At 32.7% G+C, this 17,246-nt stretch carries 15 protein-coding genes; 4 read left to right on the top strand and 11 right to left on the bottom strand.

Going from position 1 to position 17,246, the window contains the following annotated elements; translation table 11 throughout:
* Positions 1-175 precede the first annotated feature (175 nt).
* The 5 genes from pheT to RYK07_RS00115 all read right to left on the bottom strand — a co-directional run bounded on the left by pheT (position 176) and on the right by RYK07_RS00115 (position 6,999).
* Positions 176-2,596 carry a phenylalanine--tRNA ligase subunit beta gene (gene pheT / locus RYK07_RS00135; protein WP_314851834.1) on the bottom strand — a complete coding sequence of 807 codons (2,421 nt, stop codon included), beginning with the start codon at positions 2,594-2,596 and terminating at the stop codon, positions 176-178.
* Between the two features lie 12 nt (positions 2,597-2,608).
* The gene (gene pheS, locus RYK07_RS00130; protein WP_314851833.1) at positions 2,609-3,658 is read right to left on the bottom strand and encodes a phenylalanine--tRNA ligase subunit alpha; all 1,050 of its coding nucleotides are present in this window, start codon (positions 3,656-3,658) and stop codon (positions 2,609-2,611) included.
* Positions 3,659-4,004: 346 nt separating this feature from the next.
* Positions 4,005-4,214, bottom strand: a complete 210-nt coding sequence (locus RYK07_RS00125; protein ID WP_006702989.1) for a hypothetical protein — start codon at positions 4,212-4,214, stop codon at positions 4,005-4,007.
* Positions 4,215-4,222: 8 nt separating this feature from the next.
* Entirely contained in the window at positions 4,223-4,762 is a 540-nt protein-coding gene (locus tag RYK07_RS00120) for an NUDIX hydrolase (RefSeq protein ID WP_314851832.1), read from the bottom strand.
* Positions 4,763-4,851: 89 nt separating this feature from the next.
* Entirely contained in the window at positions 4,852-6,999 is a 2,148-nt protein-coding gene (locus RYK07_RS00115) for a penicillin-binding protein 2 (RefSeq protein WP_314851831.1), read from the bottom strand.
* A gap of 297 nt (positions 7,000-7,296) precedes the next feature.
* On the opposite strand from RYK07_RS00115, the gene RYK07_RS00110 reads away from it, so the two are divergent.
* Positions 7,297-8,199 (top strand): TDT family transporter, encoded by a 903-nt coding sequence (locus tag RYK07_RS00110; protein ID WP_314851830.1) that lies wholly within the window; start codon positions 7,297-7,299, stop codon positions 8,197-8,199.
* A 54-nt stretch (positions 8,200-8,253) separates the two neighbouring features.
* Here RYK07_RS00110 and RYK07_RS00105 read toward each other — a convergent pair whose 3' ends face one another.
* The 4 genes from RYK07_RS00105 to RYK07_RS00090 form a co-directional block, all read right to left on the bottom strand.
* Positions 8,254-8,700, bottom strand: a complete 447-nt coding sequence (locus RYK07_RS00105) for a hypothetical protein (protein WP_314851829.1) — start codon at positions 8,698-8,700, stop codon at positions 8,254-8,256.
* 11 nt (positions 8,701-8,711) lie between these two features.
* A complete protein-coding gene (locus RYK07_RS00100) occupies positions 8,712-9,227 on the bottom strand; it encodes a DUF6115 domain-containing protein (protein WP_314851828.1) in 516 nt (171 codons plus the stop codon).
* 147 nt (positions 9,228-9,374) lie between these two features.
* On the bottom strand, positions 9,375-10,568 hold the full coding sequence (locus RYK07_RS00095; RefSeq protein WP_314851827.1) for a toxic anion resistance protein: 1,194 nt from the start codon (positions 10,566-10,568) through the stop codon (positions 9,375-9,377).
* Between the two features lie 12 nt (positions 10,569-10,580).
* Positions 10,581-11,264, bottom strand: coding sequence for a 5-bromo-4-chloroindolyl phosphate hydrolysis family protein (locus RYK07_RS00090; protein WP_314851826.1), 684 nt, complete (start codon positions 11,262-11,264; stop codon positions 10,581-10,583).
* A gap of 339 nt (positions 11,265-11,603) precedes the next feature.
* On the opposite strand from RYK07_RS00090, the gene RYK07_RS00085 reads away from it, so the two are divergent.
* From RYK07_RS00085 to RYK07_RS00075, 3 genes are all read left to right on the top strand, one after another.
* Positions 11,604-12,236: a thioredoxin domain-containing protein gene (locus RYK07_RS00085; protein WP_314851825.1), complete on the top strand. Its 633-nt coding sequence runs from the start codon at positions 11,604-11,606 to the stop codon at positions 12,234-12,236.
* A 273-nt stretch (positions 12,237-12,509) separates the two neighbouring features.
* A complete protein-coding gene (locus RYK07_RS00080; RefSeq protein ID WP_314349040.1) occupies positions 12,510-12,767 on the top strand; it encodes a hypothetical protein in 258 nt (85 codons plus the stop codon).
* A gap of 265 nt (positions 12,768-13,032) precedes the next feature.
* Entirely contained in the window at positions 13,033-13,452 is a 420-nt protein-coding gene (locus RYK07_RS00075; RefSeq protein ID WP_399546127.1) for a thioredoxin family protein, read from the top strand.
* A 161-nt stretch (positions 13,453-13,613) separates the two neighbouring features.
* Here RYK07_RS00075 and RYK07_RS00070 read toward each other — a convergent pair whose 3' ends face one another.
* Entirely contained in the window at positions 13,614-16,235 is a 2,622-nt protein-coding gene (locus RYK07_RS00070) for a YfhO family protein (protein ID WP_314851823.1), read from the bottom strand.
* Entirely contained in the window at positions 16,228-17,169 is a 942-nt protein-coding gene (pgfS, locus tag RYK07_RS00065) for a glycosyltransferase PgfS (RefSeq protein WP_314851821.1), read from the bottom strand. Before pgfS ends, RYK07_RS00070 begins: the two co-directional genes overlap by 8 nt.
* Positions 17,170-17,246 lie beyond the last annotated feature (77 nt).

Raw genomic sequence — 17,246 nt, 5'->3', positions numbered from 1 at the left:
CAAGCGAAGGAATAAAAGAATTTCCTTCGTAGTAAAAACAAAAAAAGCCAGAAAATTTCTGGCTTTTTTTGTAGGAAAAATTCGAGACCGAGGCTCGAATTTTAGCCATGAGACTCGCAGAGCGAGGCTGCTGGCGACCTTACTACGTAAGGAAATTCTTTTATTCCGTAGCGCCTTAACGAATGGTTACATCCTCTAATGCAACTAAGGCTGTTTGGATACGATCCATTGCTTGTTTAATTTCTTCCTCTTGTAAAGTAGCTTCCTTATTTAAGAAACGAATCGAATAAGCTAATGATTGGTAACCTTCTTGTACATGTTCCCCTTTATATACATCAAATAAAGTAACTGATTGTAAATATTGACCTGCATTTTTTTTAATCACTGACTCTAATGTTGCATGTGCCATTGTAACAGGAACTAATAACGCAATATCACGTGTCATTGATGGGAATTTTGGTACAGATTGAATCACACGTTCTTGTAATCCTTCAACTAATAAAGGTTCCACTAATAATTCAAATACAAATGTATCCGATAAATCTAATTCTTTTTGAATCACTGGATGAATTTTTCCAATAAATCCAACTAATTCTTCGCCTAAATAAATATAAGCTGTTTGTCCTGGATGTAATTGTTGAATTGCATCTGTTGCAACAAAACGAATACGATCATTACAGTTTAATTCTGCAAAATAAGCTTCTAATACTCCTTTTAATGCGAAGAAATCAACAGGTTGTGCTGGTGATTGCCATGAAGCATGTCCCCATTCTCCTGTTACTGCAGCTCCGATAACTTCTCTTTCTTGGAAATCTTCAGAACCATTATTACCAATAGAGAATACTTTCCCAACTTCAAATAAACGAACATTTTGTTGAGAACGAGCGACATTATATTGTAATGCTTCAAGTAAGCTTGGTAGCATTGATTGTCTTAATTCACTTCTCTCTTCACTCATTGGTAAATCTAAACGAATACTTGGTCTTTCTTCTACTGTAAACCAATGAGATTTTTCAGGAGTTGTTAATGCATAAGAATAAGCTTGTGATAAACCTGCTCCTTGCATAAATTGACGTGTCCAACGAACAAAACGTTGTTTCTCATTTAATCCACCTTGAGTACTTGCAGTTGTCGGTAATGTTGAAGGTATTTTATCATATCCATAAATACGTCCAACTTCTTCGACTAAATCTGCTTCAATCGAAATATCAAATCTCCACGCAGGAACTGTTACATGGAATACTCCTTGTTCTTCTTTTGTTGGATAAGCTAATTGTTTAAATACTTGTAATACCTCTTCTGTTGAAAGGCTAGTTCCTAAAACATGGTTTAAGCGTTCTAATGAAATAGAAACTACTGGTAACTCTAATGTTAGTGATTGAGCAGAAGCTACTCCTTCAACTAGTTCACCATCTCCTAATTCAGCAATTAATGCTGCAGCTCTCTTACCAGCTTGTAAAATAGTCGCTTTATTAATTCCTTTTTCAAAACGGCTGCTTGATTCACTTCTTAAATTATGTTTTTGAGAAGCTAAACGAATAGATTTTGGATCAAATAATGCTGATTCTAATGCAACAGTTGTTGTAGTTTCAATAATTTCTGAATCTAATCCGCCCATTACACCAGCTAAGGCAACTGGTTTTTCTCCATCTGTAATGACAATTTCATTACTTAATGTACGCTCAACACCATCTAATGTTACTAATGTTTCTCCATCTTTTGCACGACGAACATGAATTTGTTTTGAATTTAAACGATCATAGTCAAATGCATGTAACGGTTGTCCATATTCCATTAAAACATAGTTTGTAACGTCGACGATGTTATTAATTGGACGAACACCTGCAGCGATTAATCGATTTTGCATCCATTGTGGACTTGGTTTTACGGTCACATTTTTAATAATTTGTAAATGATAAGCTGGAGCATCTACTTCATCTTCAACCGATACTGTCATCCATGATTCTAATGAAGACGACCCACCTTCTAAAAATTCATCTGGTGTTAATGTATTTTCTAAATTATAAATAGCACCAATTTCATGAACAGAACCTCTCATACTTAAAGCATCTGCACGGTTCGCTGTAATGTCTAATTCCACAATCGCACTATCTAATGCTAATGCTTTAACAGCATCCATTCCAACTTTAATCGCATCATCTTCAAATACGTAAATGCCTTGCTCATATTCTTTTGGTACTAATGAAGAAGGAAGCCCTAATTCTTGAAGAGAACAAATCATCCCTTGAGACTCTACTCCTCTTAATTTTCCACGTTTAATTTTATGACCACCAGCAATACGTGCTCCATGAGTCGCTACGATAATTTTTTGTCCTTTAGCAATATTTGGTGCACCACAAACGATTTGTAATGGTTCTTCTTCAGCAACATCTACGGTTACGACATGTAAATGATCTGAATCTGGATGATCCACTACTTCTAATGCACGACCTACGACTAAACCACTTAGTCCTTCACCTGGAACAGATACACTATCTACCTCAATCCCAGTACGTGACATTTTTTCCCCTAATTCTTGAGGAGTAATTGAACTTAAATCTAAATATTCATTTAACCATTCATACGATAATTTCATATTCTCTTCTCCTTACTTCGTAAATTGATTTAAGAAACGAACATCATTCGTATAAAGTGAACGAATATCTTCGATTCCATATTTCAACATTGCAATACGGTCTTGTCCTAATCCAAAGGCAAATCCACCATAAACGCTTGAATCTACTCCAGCAGCTTCTAATACGTTTGGATGAACCATCCCTGAACCTAAAATTTCAATCCAACCTGTTCCTTTACAAATTGAACAGCCTTGTCCACCGCATTTGAAACAGCTAATATCTACTTCTAAAGAAGGTTCTGTAAATGGGAAGTAACTTGGACGTAAACGAACTTCACGTTCTTGACCAAATAATTCTTTGGCAAATGCAGCTAATGTCCCTTTTAAGTCCGCCATTGTAATATGTTTATCAATTACTAATCCTTCAATCTGATAGAATTGATGTGAGTGAGTTGCATCATCATTATCACGTCTAAATACACGTCCTGGACTAATCATTTTTAATGGCCCTTTAGAAAAATCATGTTTTTCCATTGTTCGTGCTTGAACTGGTGAAGTTTGCGTACGTAATAAATACTCTGGTGTAATATAAAATGTATCTTGCATATCACGAGCTGGATGATCTTTTGGTAAGTTCATCATTTCGAAGTTATAGTGATCTGATTCTACTTCTGGACCTTCTACTACTTGGTATCCTAATCCAATGAAGAAATCTTCTACTTCATCACTCACGTGACTTAATACGTGTTTTGTACCGACTGTCATTGGACGACCTGGCATTGTAACATCGATTGTTTCTTTACGTAAAGATTCCACCAATGCTTTTGCTTCTAAGTCAGCTTTAATACTTGTAATTTTTTCTTCAATTATACTACGTAATTCGTTTGCTAACGCTCCTACTTGTGGACGTTCTTCTGGAACGATATTTTTAATATTTTTTAGAACTTCTGTAATAGGTCCTTTTTTTCCTAATTGTTGCACACGAATTTGCTCAACTTCTTTTAACGTTTGAACTGTTTCTAATGCAGCTAATACATCTTGACGAATCGCATCAAATTGTTGTTTCATTTCTGCTAAATTCATTTTATTTCCTCCTATAAATCATTTTCATAAACAAAAAGTCCCTTACAATTCCTAAAAATTGTAAGGGACGAAATTTATCGCGGTACCACCCTCATTCCTGCATTGCAGGCACTCGGCGTTATTAACGGTAACGAACCGATCCATTATTCATCTATCGAATCCCAATGGCGACTTCGGAAGTGAAAAGCTGTAGATTTTCATGAAAGGCTTTCAGTCGCTGACCTTTCTCCCTAATAATGAAAATTTCTATAACCCTTTTCCATCAATGTCTTTAAATATATGTGTTATTTTATCAAAGCTCTTATGAATTGTCTAGCCCTAACCTAGCATTCAGCACAACAATCCATTATAAGAAGATTTGAACACCAATTGCTACAATAATGAGTACAATCATCGCAATCATCCAAATCGTTAAAAAGCGATTATATCTTTCTAAAAAAGGCTTTTTAGGAACTGGTGAATCATTCCATTCAATCTCTTCACTATTTTGAGACCTTTTTTGCTCTACTACATGTTCTCTCAAAGCTTTTCGTGTTAATAATGGTTCTTTCGACATATTTTCTCCTATTGATGCAATGCTGCATATTGAACAGCAATAATCGTTTTTGCATCAGTAATTTCTCCGTTATGGATTTTTTGAATCAGTTCTTCCACTGGAATCCACTCAATTGAAACAAATTCATCTTCATCTAATGGTGCAGCATTCTCTAAATGCTGAATTCCCTTTGCTTCATACAAATGAATCTTTTCATTACAATATCCAGGAGTTGGTACTAAATCAACTACTTTTTTCCATTCATTTGCACTTAATTGTGCCTCTTCTTCTAACTCTCTTTTGGCTGCTTCTAATGGGCTTTCTCCATCGTGGTCTAATTTACCAGCTGGAATTTCTAATGTATGAGCTTCAATGGCTTTACGATATTGACGAACTAATAAAATCTTTCCTTCATGAACAACAAGAACTGCTACTGCTCCATTATGTAAAACAATATCTCTTGTTGATTGTTTACCATTTGGAAGAGATACTACATGGTGTTCAACTGTAAAAATACCACCTTGGTATTTCACTTCTTTTTGTACGGTTACTTCTGTAAAATCATTCATAAATAAGCCTCCTTAATACTATTATATCTTGTCTATTCAATTTAGCAATAAAAAAAGGCTTTTGAAAATTCAAAAGTCCTTTTTTACCATTATTGTCCTTGTCTTCTTACTGGAGCTACCGGAACAGTAGCATTTTGTTGTTGTCTTACTGTTGCTGCTTGACTATTTTGTTGGACTTGTGCATTTGCAGCTTGTTGCGCTGAACGATTTCCTGCTTGAGCATTTGTTTGTCCATTAGCAATTGTAGAATTTGTTGATGAAGTTGAACTTTCTTGATGGAAGTATGCATCATACACTTGTTTTGTAATTCCGGCTGCAAAATCGTCAGGAATTCCATTTGAAAAATATGGTGCTACAACTGATACAACAATTTCTGGATTATCAGAAGGTGCATAAGAAGCAAATGTAGAATTTTCTACTTCCTTTTGTTTAAATTGTGGTAATGGTCCATCGTAGAACGCTTCTACTGTACCTGTTTTACCAGAAACAGAAGGCGTATAATTTCTAAACGTATAAGCTGAAGTTCCGTTTGCTCCATGCGTTACACGATATAATCCCTCTTTAATATGATCAATTAATCCTGCTTCTACTTGGAGAGAATTCATAATTTTTGTTGGAACAACTGTCTCTAAATCACCAATTCCTCCATCTTTACCTGTTGAATGAATTTCTTTTACTAAACGAGGTGCAATACGTGTTCCACCATTGGCAATAGTAGCCATATATTGAGCTAATTGTAATGGCGTATATAAGTCAAACTGACCGAACGCAAAGTCCAGTGCAGAGAAGGCAGCACCTGTACCACCATTATATCCTTTTCCTTCATTAGGTAAATCAATTCCAGTACGTACCCCTAAACCAAATTGAGCATAATACTCACGTAATTTATCAAATACGTTAAGATTAATATTTAATTTTCCACCTTTTTTATACTCATATTGTCCGCCCATTCTCATGGCTAACTTAATCATATAAACGTTTGAAGAACGTTCAATCGCATCTAAATCTGTTAAAGGAATACTACCATTACGGTTGAATACAGAACTTTTCGGTTCAGAAGCTTCAAACTCAATTGGTTCATCGACAAGCGTATTATCTTCTCTTGTAATAACTCCATCCATATATCCAGAAATAACTGTTGCCGCTTTTACAGCTGACCCCATCCCAAAGGCACCATTAATAGCTCCTAAGGCATCATCTTCAATTCCAGTTACTTGATAATTTTCATTATATTTTTTCTTTTTACCAGTAATTCCTAAAACATCTCCGGATTTTGGATTCATTGCAACAACATACACTCGGTCTGCAGTGGCATCTGATAATCCTTCTACAGCTTTAGTAACAATATCTTCCAATTTCTTTTGAAAATCCGTATCGATTGTCATCACTAAATTGGAACCAGCTTTTCCACCATAACGTTCTTCGTGGTTAACCACTTCTCCACGATTATTCGTTTGGCTTTGAACCACTGTTTTTGTTCCACTTAAAACTGATTCATATTGTTCTTCTAAATAACTTGTACCTACACGATCATTTAATGAATACCCTAGAGTTAATAAAGAACGCACTCTATCAGAAGGTAAACCTGTTGTTTCAGAAGATACAGAACCTAGAATTGTCTTCAACATATCTCCCATTGGGTATTCACGATCCCAATCTGAATCAATGTCAATCCCTTTTAACTCTCCAAGACGTTCACTAATTCGAGCAACTTCTTGTTCTGTTACAGAATCATTTTTAATCGTAACGGTTGATAAGGCATAAGCACTATTCATCTTCGTAAAAATAGCAATTGCTTGTTTTTCACTATCAGAATAATTGATTTGTTCTTCTGTAATATGATCTAACTGCATCTCATAAGTCTTACTATTCGATAAGCCTTCTTTGGATGCTTTCTTTTTCTCTTCTGCCGTTAATAGCTTACTAGCTTCCTCCGGATGAGTTGCAAACCAATAATCTTTTAAATCTCTCTCTCTTAATTTACTAGTATCTACTGTAATAAACTCCGTTAATTTTTTAGCGGTTTCCAACATACTCGCTGTTGTAGCATCTGACGAACGAGTGAAATTAACGGCTAATTTTGGTTTATTTCCTACTAAAACTTTTCCTTTACTATCATAGATAGAACCCCTTGGAACTGCTTTTTTTGCAGTAGAAGTTTCTGTACGTTTCACTAAGGCGATGAAGTCATCTCCTTTGACTAATTGAACATACGCTAATCGTCCGATTAATGCCATAAATGAAAAAAACACGATAAAAAATAATAAATTTAATCGAAATGGAATATGTGATTTTTTCTTTATAGGACGATTCTTTCTTTTGTTAATCATGTATTCACATCCATCTTTTAATATTCACTGCTCTATTATAGCATAATTTAAGTTTAGTTTCGTACTATTTCTATCAGAATTTAAAATTATTTAAACTTAATTAAGTGCAAATTTTAAGCAGTTTATTAAACCCCTTTCAAATTTAAATTTTCCTTCATTCATTTTTATGTTATACTTTTCTCAAAAAGATTATTGGAGGATTTTATGAAAAAGTTACCTTTAGCATTTTCTGGTTGCCTTCTTGGGTTAGCAGGCGCTGGAAATCTTATCTCAGACACCTTACCTGAATTATCCCATGTGTTTAGTGTACTTGGATTAGGATTATGGATTATCTTCTTGATTTCCCATTTATTCGATTGGCAAAATTCTACGAAAGAATTAAAGAAACCACCTGTTTTATCTGGAATGGCTACTTTCCCTATGGCAGGAATGATTTTATCTACTTATTTATTACGTACAATTCCAAGTGTACCTCTCTTAGCACAAGTTCTTTGGTGGTTCTCATTCCTATTAGATATTGGACTAATTACTTATTTTACGATTCTATTATTGAAATCTAAAGAAAAAATTTACGCAACACCATCTTGGACAGTATTATATGTCGGTATTGCAGTAGCAGCACTCACTTATCCTGTTGTAGGAATCATTGAAATTGCCTATGCAACGATTATTTTCGGCTTTATCTTAACGTTTTATTTATATCCACGCATTTATCTAGATTTGAAGAAAAAACCACTACCAGTTGAATTATTAGGACAAGAAGGAATTTATTGTGCTCCATTTTCCTTACTACTAGCTTCACTCGTACGTGTAGGTGGACATCAATTATTAACATACTCTATCATCTTGATGATCATCTCATCTCAAATATTTTTCTTTTTAGTCTTGAGTCGCTTACCGCAAATTTTAAAACAAGGATTTCAACCCGCATTTTCAGCTTTAACATTCCCAACCATTGTTACAGCAACTTCACTGAAAATGGCTCAAGGAATTTTACAAATTTCTCTATTGAATTTATTCGTTACGATTGAAATACTCATTAGCTTAACAATCTTAATCTTCGTCTTATTTAGTTATCTAATCTGGATGAGAAAATCTTCAACCTAAAACAAGAAAAGAGGTAAACACTATTTTCAAGTGTCTACCTCTTATTTTTATAGATTAACGTAAAGCTCCAATTGTACGAGCAATTTCTTCAAAACTACTATTTGGTTGGATTTCAAATGTTCCTGCCAAAATATTTTCTGCAATATTATTTTCTAATAAATAATCTACAAATGCTTTAGAATCAGTGATAACTCCTGCTTCTTTTAATTTACGAGCAACATCACTTGAAACTTCTCCACTTTCAACTGTAATCGTTACAGGTTTATCTGCAACTTTAGCAGTTGTTTTAGTAGTTGTTTCAGTTGTCTGTGTAGCTTGAGTTGTAGCTGCTGTTGTTTCTTCAGTCGTTTTCACAGTGTCTGTTACTAATGGTAAATGAACACTATCTAATTGACTTTTAAATGATTCAGGAACAAATGGCCATGCCACAGTTGCTAAAGCTAAGAAAATTGCTGATAAAAGGAAACCTACACCTAAAGAGCGAAATTTTGTTTTACTCATATTACCCCTCCTTAATGTGATCCTGATTCAAAATAGCTATCAATTACTAATTGAACAGTTGAAACTGGAACATTTAATTGTTCAGCAATTTCTTCATAAGAAGCACCATGACTAAATAAAGTTAGGATATGTTTACGAGTAATGCTGTGTAAATCTTCCTCTTCTTCATGCTGTGAAAAAGTTGGCTCAGTAAATGTTGGTTGTGGTTCAAATACTGGTTGAACTTCCTCTTCTTTTTCTTCAAATCTTGGAGTGAAAGTTGGTTCTGGCTCAACTACTGGTTGTGGAATAAATGTAAATTCCTGTTCAGGTTGAGGAGCATGCTCTACAGGAGCACGATAAATTGGTGTTCCTTCCAACTCTTGAATTTTTTTCTTTAAAGAATACACTTCTCTATTTAATTCTAATAAGCCTTCACTTAATTCATCTAATTCATCTTCATATTGATTGTCTTTTAAGAACAATGAAATGAATAAGAAAAATACTGCTAAAGCTAATAATGCTACTACTACGATCCAAACGTGCATTTTCTCACCTCATAAAAAATTTATTTATCTCTATTGTAAATAATGTTTGAAAAAATCGCAAGTTTATTTTATTACAAGCAGATTACATCTTTACTACTGAATCATAAATCCTATGAAAATAAGAAAAATGTTCCACATTTTCACAAATTAATCTTGATGAATTTGTTTTTCTTTATGACTTAACACTAATAATTTTTGACGTAAATCCTCTTCCATATTTGTTAATTCAACTTCTGCTTTTCTTCTTCTTGCTCTACCTTCTTGTTGAATCTTCAATGTTTCTTCTAATGTTTCAATTAAGTCTTTTTGAGTTTTTTGTAATGTTTCTAAATCAATAATACCTCGTTCATTTTCACGGGCTGTTTCAATTGTAGAAATTTTCAACATTTCTGAATTTTTTTGAATTAATTGATTTGTTGTTTCTGACACTTGTCTTTGTGCCGTTACAGCATCTTTTTGACGTAATAATGTCATTGCAATGGCAATTTGGTTTTTCCATAACGGAATTGTTGTAGTAATGGATGATTGAATTTTTTCAGCTAATGCCTGGTTTGTATTTTGAATTAAACGAATTTGCGGTGCTTGTTGAATCGTCATTTGTCTCGTTAATTTTAAATCATGATTTCTTTTTTCTAGACGATCTAAAAATTGTTCTAAGTCATTTACAACTTGTACATCCATTTGGTCACCTGTTACACGTGCTTTTTCTAAAGCTTCAGGAATTAATGTTTCTTGTAATTCCGCTAATTTTAATTCTCCAGCCGCAATATAAATATTTAAAGCATCAAAGAAATCTTTATTACGTTGATATAATTGTTCCAATGATAAATTGTCGTTTAACAAGCCATTTTTTTCATGGTCTAAACGAATCGCAATTTTATCAACTTGAGATCCAACTTCTTGATATTTAGCTTGCATTTCATAAATACTCTTCTTAATTTTTCCAAAGAATTTTTGGAAGAATCCTTGATTTTCAGCTACTAAATCATTTGGGTCAGTTTCATTTAAACGCTCCATTAAGTCGTTTAAAATATCCCCAATTTCTCCAGTATCTTTTGCTTGCACATGAGAAAGCATTTGGTGAGAAAATTCTCCTAATTGTTTTTGAGCTGCAGCCCCATAACTAATAATCGCTTGTAAATTTGTTTCATCAATTTGCTTCGCTAATGCACGAGCTTGTTCTTGATGTTTTTCATCCAATGTATCAATTAATTTCTTCGGACTTGCTTCTGTTTGTGTTGCTGGAAAATCGTGAGACACTTCTGATAATGGTGTTACACTCACTTGTTCCCCAAATGGATTTTGAATTAAATCTTCTACTGTTGAAGTTTTATCTGTCATCTATATTTCCTCCTAAAAGTCTTCAAATTCTTCTTTTTGAGATTGTTTTTGAAAATGTTCTCTTTCTAAATTTAAATCACTAAAATCTTGTGCTTGGAATTTTTGATAGTCTGCTTCCACTTGAAGACAACAATCATCTAATAATTCCATTGTTTGATCTAGCACTTGATAAGTTTCTTGAGTTTTAGAAATATGTTTCTCTATTTCAATATATTTTCCCATAATTTCTTCTAAGCCTGGTAAATACGTATTTAAAAACTTATCAACGGCATGCAAGCGTTCTGGATGTTGGACAATTTCCTTAAAGTAATCTTTTAAAATCGTTAATAGTTGGTAGCGATTGGCAATGGCTTCGATTTTATTATTTTGTTTTGTATAAGCCTCAATTTGTTGAATTTGAGTTTTTGCTCGATTCATTTTCTCTCTAAAGAAGACAACATCACTTTCTGATAAACCTGCCTTTTCATAAATCTCTTGTTGCTTCTCTGATGGACCTTGGAATTCTTTTTCCTTATGTAGGTATGTTTTCCAATTTGGTGGATTCATTTCTTTTCGGAATAGTACATAGAAAAATATGCCATAGCATAATAAAAGAAATAAAAACATTTCTGCAGAACTATGCATTCTTACAAAAACTCTTGAACTGACTGCTACAAAGAAAAATAGCTTAATAGCTTGAATAATATGTTTCTTCATAAGACTTCTCCTTTATCAACTCTCTTAGGAAAATTATAGCATATTCTCGTCCCACTACAATGGGACAAAAGTATGATTTCATGTTTTCCAGTACAAAATATTAAAGAAAAAAATTTTGTAGTAGCAAAGGACGCCAGTAGCCCCTTACGGGTCTCTTGGCTAAAATTTGAGCCTTGGTCTCAAATTTTCCTCTAATAAAATCTAATGTGTCAGATTTTATTACTGCTAGTACAAAATTTTTTCTTTAATATTTTTATTCTCTCCTTTTATAAAAACGTTTTTCAAAAAAAGAGTTTTATATTATAATCTAGGTATAAAATAATAAAGGAGTTGGTTTTAATGTGTAAGATTAAGTCTTTGACGAAAGATGACAAATTGTTTTCAATTCTTCTTATTTGTTTTTTGCTATTTCATTATTTTATTAGTGGAAATTCCTTACTTTGGATTCTCTATGAATTTGTCATAGCAACAGGAGCTTACTATTTAGTAACTAAATCGCCTCTAAGTGATAAATTTTCTACTCTAGCAAAGAACATAATTGCTATTTGCTTAATGATTCTTTTAATCGCTCCTCCATTATTTATTTCTAAAAATAACTCTTGGATTTACCGAACAACTGAATATGTGCAAGCAACAAATCATTTTGTTCAACTAGATAATTCTACTATTCAGAATGACATGAATGCTCAGAAGAAACAGATTCGTTTTGTTTATGTTGGACGTGAAACTTGTCCGTATTGTAGGGAATTTGCTCCAAAATTAAAAGAGGCTGCAAAAAGTATTAATGCTAGAATTTATTATATTGATACGGAAAATAAAACGGATGAATTAACAAAGTTTGCAGAACAATATCATATTGATTCTATACCTACTTTATTAGTCTTTAAAGATGGTCAATTACAAGAGACTTTATCAAACAGTAGCGATATCAACCTAAACGACCTCAAAGAATTTTTAAAGAGCCACAAATAATTATTAAAGAAAAAAATTTTGTAGCTAGCAAGGACGCCAGTAGCTTCGTAATGCGAATCTCATGGCTAAAATTTGAGCCTAGGGTCTCAAATTTCCCTCTAATAAAATCTGATATATCAGATTTTATTACTGCTAGTACAAAATTTTTTTCTTTTTTTCTCGTTACTAAACTATTTTTCACTAATAAAATTTTCATAAAACATAAGAAAGCTCTTTCATTTTTAGGGAATAGTGCTATACTTTAATTATAAAATAGTAAAGGGTGTGGATGTAATGTCAAAAGTTAAATATTTAACAAAGGGAGATTGGTTATTTGTCATTGTTCTTTTAGGTTGCCTGATATACAGTTTTTTTACTAGCAAATCTTCCTCACTATTGCTCTTTTTTCAAGCTCTTGCAACAGCAGGATGTTATTTCATATTAAAAAAAGATCTTATCCCTAAAACTTGGAATCAAAAAGGAAAAATGATTGTATTATTCATTTGGAGTTGTATCATGATTGTATCATTAATCCTCATGCATTTCTTTTAAATGATAGGATTCATGTATTCAATAGTAAAAGGAGTTGGGCATGATGCCTAAGATTAAATTTTTTACAAAAGGTGATTGTATATTCTTAATTATTCTTTTAGCTTATATGATATTTAATTATTTCGTTAGTGAATTTTCACTACTATGGATTTTTTTACAATTTCTTGTAGCATCTGGATATTATTTTCTATTCCTAAAAGATCATTTCTTTAAAACTTGGAGTCCACGAAAAAAATTGATTGCATCCTATATTGGTATTGTTATAATGTTATGTTTCGTTAATCCTCGTATTCTTATTTCAAATGATAACTCTTTGGTTTATCGTTACAGTGAGTATGTTCAAGCAACACGTCATTTTGTAGAGCTAGATAATACAAGGATTCAAGAAGAAATGAAAGATCTAAAGAGACAGATTCGTTTTGTTTATGTTGGACGTGAAACTTGTCCGTATTGTAGGGAATTTGCTCCAAAATTAAGAAAGGCTGCAAGAAGTATTAATGCTACAATTTATTATATTGATACGGAAAATAAGACGGATGAATTAGCGAAGTTTGCAGAACAGTATCATATTGATTCTATTCCTACTTTATTAGTCTTTAAAGACGGTCAATTACAAGAAACTTTATCAAACAGTAGCGATATCAGCCTAAATGATTTAAAAGAATTTTTTAAGAACCATAAGTAAAGAAAAGACTTATATTAGTAGCATACGTAAAAGAAGCCACAAATCATTGTGGCTTCTTTTACTGGAAACTTTGAGACCTTGGCTCAAAGTTTAGCCATGAGATTCGCTTTGCGAAGCTGCTGGCGTCCATTGCTACATATATTAAAGTCTTATTCTAAACATTAAATCCATTTCTTATAAATCAACCCAAGTAATACAATAAATGATACGATAGAAATCCCTACTCCTATCTTCCATCCTTCTGGAATAAAGCTTAATTCAATCGTATGTTCCCCATTCGTAATCGCAAAACCTAGTAAACTATTCCAAATTTTTCTTGTTTCCACGACTTTTCCATCGACTTTTACAATCCAACCTTTATCGTATGGAATCGAAGTAAACATAACAGTACTATCATCTGTAATCGTAACTGTTCCACGAATATGAGAGTTATCCCAATGAGTTAATTGAATCGCTTGATTTTGGCGTTCTTGAATAAATTTATTTGCAACTGAACGATAAGTTTTTGCTAATCTAACACCCGTAAAAGTATATTCTTCATCTGTATTCACTTCAATCTTAAATTCAATAGATTTTCCTTGGGACTGCGAAGCAATATTCACTAATTGAGTCGCTTGATAATTATTTAAGAAGTGATATTCCTCTCCATTGAGATACATCTTAATATTATTTTTATCATTTCTTGAGAAGCGTGTTGGTAAAGTGACCCAATACTCTTCATCTGTTTGAGGAGTAAAACGGTATGTTATGCTAGCTGGTTTTGAAGAATCAATTCTTTGATACGTCTCTGCTCTTTCAATTGCTAAAAAATTATCAGTTGTAATTTCATTTGCTGCTAACATCTCCAAATATTTAACATCTTCTCCTAATTGAGCTGCTGTAATTTTATTATAGTTTTGAATCGGTTGATTCATTCTTAATTCTAATGAAGCTAATTTTTCATTTACTCCAAATGCTATTGGAAGAGTTTGTGGAATTTGAAATACTTCTGTTCTCTCCTCTTCATAAACTACAGGAGTATTTTCTGTAATATCTAAACGAGTCGCATATTTTCCAAACACATACATTTTACTTGTATCTGGATAATCCTTCGTATAGACCGGTTTAGGCGTCATCCAATATTTTAAACTGAATAATGCATCACTTAATGGTGTTCCATAATAATAAGTGGTCGCATTAATCCCGTTATTTCCTAATTGTTCAAATAAATCTCTTGTTGAATTTTCCAAATTAGAACTAAACACAGACATTCCAGGATAATCCGCCATAAATGGATCATTTTTACTTAAATGGAAGCTTCCATGAATACGATAAAATTCTTTATCATTTGGGCGAATTGGAGCTACTGCTGTTTGTAATTGTTTTACAGCATCTTGATATTTATACGCATCCGTATACCCTACTCTCGATTGAACAATCGTTGCATTCATCATTAATTCAATTGCAGTTACTGCTGCCAAAAAGGCCCATCTTTTATGAATTTGTGGCCACACTAAAATAGATAACATCACAAAAATCAATGCCAATGTCGCAATTTTTTGTGGAACAATTAAGAAGGAATACTGTCTTGTCATCACTAAAATGAAAATTAAAATCATGACTCCAGCAACTATTAATGATTTTTTCCAATTTAATTGCTCGACTTCTCTTAAGGATAAATAAGCTAAATAAACTAAGAAAAATGCCATAATCCAAGAAAATCGATAGAAGAAACCTGCAGGATTTTGTCCCATATGCCATAATTTACTTGTAAATTCATGAACACAAGATAGAATAAAAACAATTAAGACACCTAAAGAGGCTATTTTTTCTCTTTTTTGAATGTTAGAACTTAAGAAATAATAAACTGTTCCGATCATTCCTAGTGTTCCCACATAAATATTCGGTAAATTTGGACCTGCTGGCCAAGAAGAATTATCAAATGCTCCTAAAAATAATTTAGAAAAAATATCAAAAGGATCAATTTGTAATTTCCATTCAAATAATAATTTACTTTCAAGTCCACCTTTAGTAGAAACTAAGCTCATCAAAATTGGAATAATAATAAAGGCTACTAAACCAACTGCTAAAATAGAATATAAGCCTAGTTGAAGCAATTGAATAAACCCTTGTTTAAACGTTCTATCTTTTGATTTGAATAAATAAAACAATGCATAGATAACTACAAAAATACAAATCATATATCCCATGTAAAAATGCAGTAATAAAGCTAAAGCTAACAATAGGACATAGCGTTTGGCACCTATTCTATCCAAAACTTCTTCTACACCCATTAGTACAAGTGGTAACATAATCATCCCATCATAAAAAATAGGATTCATTTGATAACTAACATTAAATCCATTCAAAGCATATAAACTTCCAAACATAGGAAGAAATGCTGGATTTTTTTCTAAACCATTATATCGCTTCACAAAAAAATGTGTCCAAGTAAGCCCCATTACTCCATATCGAAGACCAATGGTTAACATAACTGCCCATTGAAAATTTTGTTCTGAAAAGAAGAAATACAATACATTAAACGGACTAATTAAATTAAATCCCCAAATACCCAGCATTCCTCCTCCAATGGATTTTGAAAAGGAATAGAAAAAGCTATTCCAATCCCCATTTAAGAAGAAATGTTTCAAATAAGCATATAAACCAATATATTGCGCATTAAAATCTACTGCCATTAGTGATTTTGCACCAAATGGGAAGAATCCATTAATAATCCACGAAACAAGCATAATACCAATTGGTAGGAAAAAACTCGTTAAGTAAACTACTTTCTTTTTACTCATCTTTCTCCTCCTCAAAATTCGTTTTATCCACTAAATAATGAGGACGTTTTTTTACTTCATAATAAATTTTCCCGATATATTCTCCTAAAACTCCAATAGAGATTAACTGAATTCCCCCTAGTAAGACAACTGCAAAAATCGTTGTAAAATAGCCACTCACTAAGGAACTTGGATCAATCATATATTTAATAAACATCCACACGATATATAGCACAGATATTAATAAACAACCTAATCCCAAATTAATACACGCACGTAATGGTTTATCATTAAATGATAAAATCCCTTGAATGGCATAATTCCATGAAAATTTTAAGGAGTATTTTGTTTCTCCTATTTCACGAACATGATTTTCATATTCAATGACTTTTTCCTTGAACCCAATCCATGAGAAAAGCCCTTTTGAAAAACGATTATATTCATTCAATGATAAAATCGCTCGTACTGCTTTTCGACTAAATAAGCGAAACTCAGAAATTCCATCCGTTAAAGGTGTATCCATTAGTCGATTGGCTAATTTATAAAAACGATTCGCTAGAAAAGTACGAAATTGGCTTTCACCCGTTCTTGTTCTACGGCCACTTACGACATCATATCCTTCCAGGTACGCTTCGATCATTTGAGGAACAAGTGCAGGTGGATGCTGTAAATCCCCATCCATTAAAATAACGGCTTCGCCCGTTGCGTATTGTAATCCAGCAATCGTCCCAGCTTCTTTCCCAAAATTACGGCTAAAACTCAAATAGCGAACTCTCTCATCATTTTTGGCAATTTCTAATATTTTTTCAAAAGTTTTATCTTTACTTCCATCATCAATTAAAATAATTTCAAATTCTTCTGTTGTTTGTTGATTTAGTACATGAACTAATTCACTGTACATTTTTTCAATCATTCTTTCCTCATTATAAAAAGGAATCACTACTGATATTTTCATACTTTCTCCCTCGGTCATTATTCTCTTCCTCGTTATCATACCATGTTTTAATTTTTTTGAGTATGAGAAAAGTGTAA

The organism is uncultured Granulicatella sp. (genome assembly GCF_963528315.1).
In the GTDB taxonomy this organism is placed as follows: domain Bacteria; phylum Bacillota; class Bacilli; order Lactobacillales; family Aerococcaceae; genus Granulicatella.
Note: the sequence above shows the minus strand (reverse complement) of the source record. Positions and strands in the feature narration are given on the sequence as shown.